The following is a 7,778-nucleotide window of genomic DNA, read 5'->3' on the forward strand; positions in this document are numbered from 1 at the left end:
AGTTCACACCGAGCGCGCGATATCCGATGAACGCAGAGAGCCATTCTTCCCATTTGTAGCCCACGCCCCCCATCACGTCCCAGTCGAGGTCAGCGCCGCCTGCGCCGATCAGACCCCATCCCGTCAAATAGACCGTAGGCGTGATCGAGTAGACGCCTCGGACGCCCGCCATCCCATCAACCCAGGTGGCGTCGTCGCTACGGGAAATTCCGCCAAGAGGGCCGCCGCTGAAAGATATCGTGGTCTCGACCGACCAGACCCTGAGACCTGCGATGACATCCAGCCTGCCGTTTGGATCCTCGAGCACGGTGTAGCCTGCGCCGACCAGGGCGGTGAAGGTCACGGATTTGAGGTCCACTTCGTCCGCCAGCACGCCACGCGGCGTCGCCGCGTCCGAGGTAATCCTCACATATTCGATGTCGGTCACGATGCTGAAGGGGCCATAGCGCGCGTCTCCGGCCGCCATGAAACCAAAGTCGATATCCGCCAGAATGTCCCCGAAGCTTTGATTGATGTGGACCTCCGGCAGGCCGAAGACGGCGGTATCGCCGGAGATCCCGGCAGTCCACAAATACGGAGCAAAAGAGAAGCTCCATTCGTCCTGCACCGTGGTTTCAGGAGTGGGCGCGAAGGCCGGTGCCGGGTCGGCCGCCAGCGAGATACCGGGTGCGGCAAGCAGCATTCCCGAAAGGACAATGACAACAGTTCGCATCAAAGATTCCCCTTGTGAGGTCGTGAAGAACGCCTGTCACGACGATAGAAACATGATTCGTGCTCTCCGGAAGTACGCAACTGTAAATGCCTTCGTAAATTAGGATCAGGCTCTAGGGCCGGATGCTGGCGACTCCATCAAAGTCGGCGCCAGCCTTGACGAGGCCGGCCTCGATTCCCGCGACGATCTCCGGCCGCATCCGGGCGGTGACCATCTGCTGGCGGAACGCCTGCTCGAACTCGCGGTCCAAGGCCTTCGGCTGCGGCAGCTTTTTCTCCACGTCCTCCGCTCCAAGCTGTCCGAGGGCCGCAACGCGCAGCGCACATACCAGGAAGTCGGTGCCGTTCACCTGTTCCGCGAGAAGCGAGGCTTCCGACCACCGGCTGTTTCTGTAGGCGTCGAGAGCAAGCACCAGCATCGCGTCGCGGGGGACGGTGTCGCGGTCGCGACTGGCGTCCCGCGCGAGATCGACGCCCGCCTCCCAGTATCCGGACGAGAAGAGTACGAAACCGAGGGCGGCCGCAGCCTCCGAGTTGTTAGGGTTGAGTGCGATCGCCCGATTGCCGGCCTGTATGGCCGCCTCCGTCCGGCCGGCTGCGAACTGCGCGGCCATCAACGCCGTCTGAGCCCTATCCGACAGCGGCGCAAGCGAGGCGGCCCGCTTCGCGAAATCCAGGGCGCGTGCCTCGATTTCGGGACCCACTTGCCGGCCGCGTGGGGCAACGAGGACGCGGGAAAGCAGCGCGCTCGCGTCAGGATCGTCCGGCGACCGGGCGAGAGTGCGCTCCAGGCAGCGGGACGCCTCGGAGACGTCGTCCGCGTCACCGGCCTCCAGCGCATACTCGGCTCTCAGGACGCAGCCATTGCCGAGAGCGTCTCTCGGGGCGTCCTGCATCTCGATCGTGTTGATGACGCCGCGCGAGGAGGCAACCCGCGTCGCGAGCGCTCCCGCCATCTCGTCCCTGACTGCGGCCGCGCTTTTACCGCTGAGTTCGACCCGCTCGAGGCCCGAACGCAGGAGATTTCCCGAGACACCGTCCACGACCTGCCACCATACGCTGCGGTCGTCGCCGTCCCCGTAGTATTTCATCTCGATATCGTAGCTCGGGTCCGAGCTGCCCGCTCCGCCCGCGACCGAACCGGGCCGTGCCACTATCACGGTCTGGAACTGTGTCAGGGCGCTCAGCAGCATGTCTCGGGTCAGGCTCGCCTCACCCTCCATGTCCGGAGACGCTGCAGTCATTGCCACGAGCAGGGTGGGCTTGGCCGTAGCTGCAGGTGTGATCGGACGGAAGTAGAGGGCGGCAGCCGCCAAGCAAACGACGAGCCCGATGCCGCCAAGCGCCCCCAGGCGCCGCCATTGCACCGGCGAGCGGATTTCCGAAGGATACGCAGGCGCCGCCTCGAACACGGCAGTGACATCGTCGTCGAGGTGCTGGTCGTCCGGCTCGTGCTGGATGGAGGTCTTCGGGAACAGCGTCACGTAGCTGCCCTTGGGAATATGGATCGAGACTCCGAGCTCTTCGGCGAAAACGGCGTAGTAGTTGTCGAGAGCGGTCCTCAGCCGGCTAATCTCTATCCGGACAATCGGATCGTTGGCCGCGTCGAAGGCGCTGGTTCTTCCCAGCACGTCGAGCGCGATCGAATAGGCCTTCACGCCCTTCTGGTAGCCCGCTAGCCGTCGCTCGGCGAGATATAGCAGGATCTCCCGCTGCCGGTCCGAGACACGGAACCTTCCGTCGGCAAGAAGCCTCTCCAGTTCCGCTCCGGCCTCCTCGAGGGATACTTCGCAGGTCCCCACGTCGTGTACTTCAGCACTCATGGTCCGCGCCCGTACCCATTGGCCACTAAAGTAGAACGCGAACATATATCGCCGACTTGACACCGAGTTGCAACCTGAAACGCTAATAAATACCAACGCGCGATCAATTTCGAAAATGCGCGTGTCAATCCGGTGCGCCCGCGGAGCCCTGCAGGACATAGCGGATGACGTCCGCCTCGATGTCCGAGCAGACGGCGTCGTATTCGTTGGCCAGGGCGAGATTACTCTCCTTCCGGAGCCGTTCGAGTGTGCGGCTGGCCTCCTCGTATGCTTCGAAGAGATCGTCAAGACGCCGCGACCTCGCGGCAAGCATTTGCAGCCGGCCGCGGATTGCAGGCAACTTGAGCATCAGCCGCCACAGCCCCAGCTGCGCGGCATCGATTGCGTTTCCCGCGGCTCCGCCTTGCCTGCTCACGGACGTCGGTCCTCCTGTCAGGGTAGTCGCCGAAGTATGTGCTCCTGTGCGGAAAAGGTAAGTACGTTACTGTAAACGCCGGCCTCTTTACGCCTCACGCGCGGCCGCTTACGCTGGCATTTACCTCGCGTACAGACGCACGCAGAAAGCATGGCGTCATCAAAAACAAACGCGCCAGCAGCGGCGGACCTCGATATGGTCCACCCCTGCTGGCTGGTCTCTCTGGATGCCGCGTGGGTTGATACGTCTACTTAACAGGAAATATGCACGCGAGACTTACTGAGCGTCCTGGCAGGTGCGCAGGGCCTTGAAGGCAGCGTCAGTCCCGGCAAGGCTCACGGCGAACGGCTGACGCCCCTGCGGCGTGATCGTCAGCATCTTCTTCTTGGCAAGATCATAGATGAAGTCGAGGTTGTTGACCCAGGTGTAAGCTCCTTCAAATCCCTCGACTTTTTGACCGGTCGCCTCTCCGCTGAACTGCTGGCCATCAACATCGAATATCACGGTGCGCTTCGCGCCACTGGTAACGTTGGCATCAGCCTTGGTGTAAAGTGCCAGATAGCCACGCCTGGTATTCCTCGTGTCGATCCCCATCTGAAGCTGCACGTCATCGGTCAGTTTTTTCGCGATCAGGCAGCCGGGGCCCATGTCCTGCCGCACGACGATATCCCAGCCTGCTTCCGAGCCGTATTTCTTGATGCCGGGCTGGTCTTGAGACCGCACCACCGCCGTGCTGCCGAGAAAACCCAGAATCATCACTGCTGCGACGCACGATTTTGCTCCTATTTGCATGTCATTCCTCCTTGTTTGGACAAGCCATGCCGACAGGGCCGAAGGCTGTTTTCCCATGACGCAGGTTGCCGTGCGTTCCTCAATTGGTGAGGGAACTTGCAGGCCTGCTACGCAATGGGGTGCTTTGCGCCAACTGGGAAGGGAATGATCGAAACGAGAATTGCCGTAGGAAACAGCGTTCTCAGAGAACTGCTCAACATCATTTCGAATTCCCCCCTTCAGCGCCGTGGGCATGGCGTCTGCGGCATCTTCGAATGGTCAGTTCATGCGATTGCGTCTGTCCTCCGGCACAAGTGCGCCGGGCGCTGCATTGTGGATGAGGCCGCCTGCGCCTGCAAGTAAAACTTCCGATGTATCGCCTGTTCGTCTGGCGGTAGAGTGACGGCAGTTAGTCAAAGACCTACGTCCAACGACGGCCGTGCAGTTCAGCGTGGCATGAATGCGGGAATCTTGAGAGCAATCCCAAAGGTTCCTGGGCTCTTCTCAGGTCTTCTGCTGGCATTCGCTGGGAATCATCGGTAATAGGTCTTGAAAAGGTTGGCTTGGGACCCGGTCGGGAGGTCAAATCTCTTCCCGCCGATGATCCTTCCAGAATTGTTTGTTTTTCCAAGGCGGCCATTGGCCCCACACAGGAGCCGTAATGCAAGTTGAAGTACCCTGCCCCAAGTGCGGCAAGACACGCATGAACTTTCCGCGCCCGCAGCCTGTCGATAGCGACATCATCACCTGCTATCACTGCGACTTCGAGCTTGGCACCTACGGCAGCATAAAGCGCAAGATGGCGCTCTTCATGGAGCGGCTGATGCAGGCGGATGCCAAGGCGGCGAAAAAGCAGTAATTCGGAGAGGGGCGCAGCGCTTCGGCTTGCCGCCTACTTCTTTCTCGTCGTCGTGGGGCTCGCTACCTTGTCGCCGACCTTGATCCCGAGCTTCTTGACGACACCGGCATTCAGCTCGACGACGTATTTCACCTCGCCCATCGAATCGATGATGTCCCGCGAATAGGGAGTGGCATTCTCCTTGATGTGACGGATCGTGCCGCCGCTATCGATGAAGAGCATGTCCAGCGGCAGGATGGTATTCTCCATCCACATGGACACCCGCCGTGACTCGCCGAAGTCGAAGATCATTCCGGCCTTCTCGGGCATTTCCTTGCGGAACATCAGCCCGTATTCGCGCTGCTCGTTGGTGGTGGCGATCTCGACCGTGAAATTCAGCATCTTGCCGGCGGCCGTCTGGATCACCAGCGGCTCCTTGTCGAAATGCGTCTCCTGCTGGGCAAGCGCCGGTGCCGCGATCATGAAAAAAAGCGCCAACAAGGCGCTTTTGACGATGTTCATTGCAGAGCCGCGTGACATCAGTGCGACCGGCTGGCCGGGCTCGGCATGTCGGGGTGGATTTCCGCCGCCATCAGCCCCTTGTCGCCGTCGCCATAACGAACGAGCACCACCTGGCCGGGGCGAAGCTCCGTCAAGCCGAAACGCCGCAGCGTTTCCATGTGCACGAAGATATCTTCCGTTCCCTCGCCGCGCGTCAGGAAGCCGAAGCCCTTCGTTCGGTTGAACCACTTCACCAGTGCACGCTCGAGACCGCTCGTCGCGGTGACCTGCACATGGGTGCGCACCGGCGGCAGCTGCGACGGATGGACGGCGGTCGATTGGTCCATCGAGAGAATCTTGAAGGCCTGATAGCCCCGCTCGCGGCGCTGGATCAACGCGACGATGCGCGTGCCTTCGAGAATTGTCTGGTAACCGTCGCGGCGGAGGCACGTGACATGCAGGAGAACGTCCTGCATTCCGTTGTCCGGGACGATGAAGCCGAAGCCCTTGGCCACATCGAACCACTTGACGATGCCGGTGATTTCAACGAGATCGACGGCATCTCCGGACAACTCGTCGATATGCGTGAATTCCTTCGATGAAATCCTGTCAGCCATGTCGCCAGTCCCTCAATACGCGTCACACTGTTACGGTTAACTGATTCTTGATATCAAGATTAACATCTTGGTAACGGATCAGCGCAAGCCCTACTTTTCAATTATTCCCAGTTGCTCATCTTAACCCTGTGACTTGCCCGAAGCTTGCGTTCTGCCGCATAACGGGACACCCCGCATTTAGAAAGGAAATAGAATGCGTTATCTCCACACCATGGTTCGCGTGAAGGATCTCGATGCGTCGCTTCATTTCTACAGCACGCTATTCGGTTTGAAGGAAATTCGCCGCTCCGAAAACGAGAAAGGCCGCTACACGCTGGTTTTCCTCGCTGCGGACGAGGATAGCACGAATGCGGAGCGAAATGGCGCCCCATGTCTCGAACTCACCTACAACTGGGACACCGAGGATTACACCGGTGGACGCAACTTCGGCCATCTGGCGTATGAGGTGGACGACATCTACGCCATCTGCCAGCACCTGATGGATAAGGGGATCACCATCAACCGTCCGCCGCGCGACGGCCGCATGGCCTTCGTGCGTTCGCCTGACGGCATCTCCATCGAGATCCTGCAGAAGAATGGCAGCCTTCCCGCGGCCGAGCCGTGGCTCTCGATGGGCAATACCGGCGTCTGGTAAGCCGAGGCTTTAGCGAGGCTTGCAGCTTTTGCGATTTCAGGTCCCGGCGCCCGGTTCGCGCTTGCTGCAAGCCTGGTCCACAGGCACTCTCCGGCCGACTCGAAGCAGAAGACGGCCCTTTCGCCGCGTCTTCCGCATCCAAGGAGACCGGTCGCTTGCTCATTCTCGAAAGGCGGATACGCGCTCAGGGCGCGCTTCTGATCGCCGCCGCGGCCCTTGCGCTTTCCGGCTGCATATCGAATCAGAAGGCGCTGGATTCCGCTGCCGCCGCGCCTGCCGATCCCGCGGCGGATCAGCTTGCCGAAAAAACGCCGGGCAAGGCCAAGAGCACCTATCGCGATCCGATGCTCACCAATGTAACCGGCGCGCAGCCTGCGACGGCAGCTCAGAACTCGCCTCAACCCATGCCGGCCTCCGCGGTCGCCATGCAGCCCGCCAATATCGGCGGCATGGTGATGCAGTCGACCCGGATCAACGCCAACGCCATGAGCATCTTTTCGGCCCCGCCGGCGATTCCGCAGAATAACAGCAGCTCGACGATCGTTCAGCCGTCCGATGCCGCCGCCTATGCACCCTCTCCCGGGGTGGACGCGACGCGCAGCAGCGTCTTCAGCGTCCCCTCTCAGCCTGCCCCGGCACCGCAGTCCGGCGAATTTCCGTTACCGCAGCAATCATCCCAGAACACCAGCACGAAGCTGGCGCCCTCCGTCGAGACGGCGATGGCCACCGGCAGCCTCAAGGCCGGATCGATGAACGCGCTCTATGCCGCGCCGAAACAGAACCTCCTCGGCAGCCTTTCCGGCCTTCTCCAGAAGGCGTCCCTGCCGGGCATGACCCGCGTCGCGCCGAACGGCCTGAACATCCAGAACGGCGATGTGGAGGTCAGCTGCTTCAAGCCCAATCTGCTGCATGTCATCAAGACGATCGAAAGCCATTTCGGAAAGCCGGTCATGGTGACGTCCGGATATCGCGATCCCGAGCACAACCGCATGGTCGGCGGCGCCGAAGAATCGATGCACAAGACGTGCGATGCCGCCGACATCCAGGTCGCCGGCATTTCCAAATGGGACATTGCCGCCTATGTTCGCTCGCTGCCCGACCGTGGCGGCGTGGGGACCTATTGCGACACCGAATCCGTCCATGTGGATACCGGCAAAAGCCGTGATTGGAACTGGGGCTGCGGTGCGGGACAGAGGCGAACACTGCGCGGACCGGCGATCTGACGAGACCGCGATTTTTTGCTTCGCCTTACGGCAGGACGGTTCCATCCGCACGAGGGATAGCCAGCAGCCCGTTGATTCACATCGGATATTCCGCTTCTTGTGCTAGCGCGAATGTTCATGTCACTTTTTTGAAGAAAAGCAAAATTCCCGCTTGCGGTGCACAAAAGCGCTGACTATAAGGGCGCCACCACGAAGGAAGCGCCCTTCGTCTATCGGTTAGGACACCAGATTTTCATTCTGGGAAG

Annotated in this window: 9 protein-coding genes; 3 read left to right on the plus strand and 6 right to left on the minus strand. The window is 60.8% G+C overall.

The genetic code is table 11. The annotated features are described in order from the left end of the window. From ACPYOI_RS33560 to ACPYOI_RS33575, 4 genes are all read right to left on the minus strand, one after another. A partial coding sequence (locus ACPYOI_RS33560; RefSeq protein WP_481423985.1) for a hypothetical protein occupies nt 1–712 on the minus strand: 712 nt, incomplete at its 3' end. Between the two features lie 112 nt (nt 713–824). Beyond that, a complete protein-coding gene (locus tag ACPYOI_RS33565) occupies nt 825–2,534 on the minus strand; it encodes a hypothetical protein (protein ID WP_481420050.1) in 1,710 nt (569 codons plus the stop codon). Nucleotides 2,535–2,658: 124 nt separating this feature from the next. Then, nucleotides 2,659–2,949, minus strand: a complete 291-nt coding sequence (locus ACPYOI_RS33570) for a hypothetical protein (RefSeq protein WP_481420049.1) — start codon at nt 2,947–2,949, stop codon at nt 2,659–2,661. 276 nt (nt 2,950–3,225) lie between these two features. Then, nucleotides 3,226–3,705, minus strand: a complete 480-nt coding sequence (locus ACPYOI_RS33575) for a hypothetical protein (RefSeq protein ID WP_481420052.1) — start codon at nt 3,703–3,705, stop codon at nt 3,226–3,228. A 676-nt stretch (nt 3,706–4,381) separates the two neighbouring features. Here ACPYOI_RS33575 and ACPYOI_RS33580 point away from each other — a divergent pair. Further along, complete coding sequence (locus ACPYOI_RS33580; protein WP_168828767.1) at nt 4,382–4,579, plus strand: hypothetical protein; 198 nt, start codon at nt 4,382–4,384, stop codon at nt 4,577–4,579. Between the two features lie 33 nt (nt 4,580–4,612). Here ACPYOI_RS33580 and ACPYOI_RS33585 read toward each other — a convergent pair whose 3' ends face one another. Further along, a complete protein-coding gene (locus ACPYOI_RS33585; protein ID WP_481420048.1) occupies nt 4,613–5,080 on the minus strand; it encodes a DUF192 domain-containing protein in 468 nt (155 codons plus the stop codon). Between the two features lie 17 nt (nt 5,081–5,097). After that, nucleotides 5,098–5,676, minus strand: a complete 579-nt coding sequence (locus ACPYOI_RS33590) for a cold-shock protein (RefSeq protein WP_481420047.1) — start codon at nt 5,674–5,676, stop codon at nt 5,098–5,100. A gap of 193 nt (nt 5,677–5,869) precedes the next feature. Here ACPYOI_RS33590 and gloA point away from each other — a divergent pair, with 193 nt between their 5' ends. Further along, entirely contained in the window at nt 5,870–6,310 is a 441-nt protein-coding gene (gene gloA / locus ACPYOI_RS33595; RefSeq protein ID WP_481420046.1) for a lactoylglutathione lyase, read from the plus strand. A gap of 155 nt (nt 6,311–6,465) precedes the next feature. Next, nucleotides 6,466–7,533: a YcbK family protein gene (locus ACPYOI_RS33600; protein WP_481420045.1), complete on the plus strand. Its 1,068-nt coding sequence runs from the start codon at nt 6,466–6,468 to the stop codon at nt 7,531–7,533. Nucleotides 7,534–7,778 lie beyond the last annotated feature (245 nt).

The organism is Rhizobium sp. SVR5-2C, assembly GCF_056755115.1.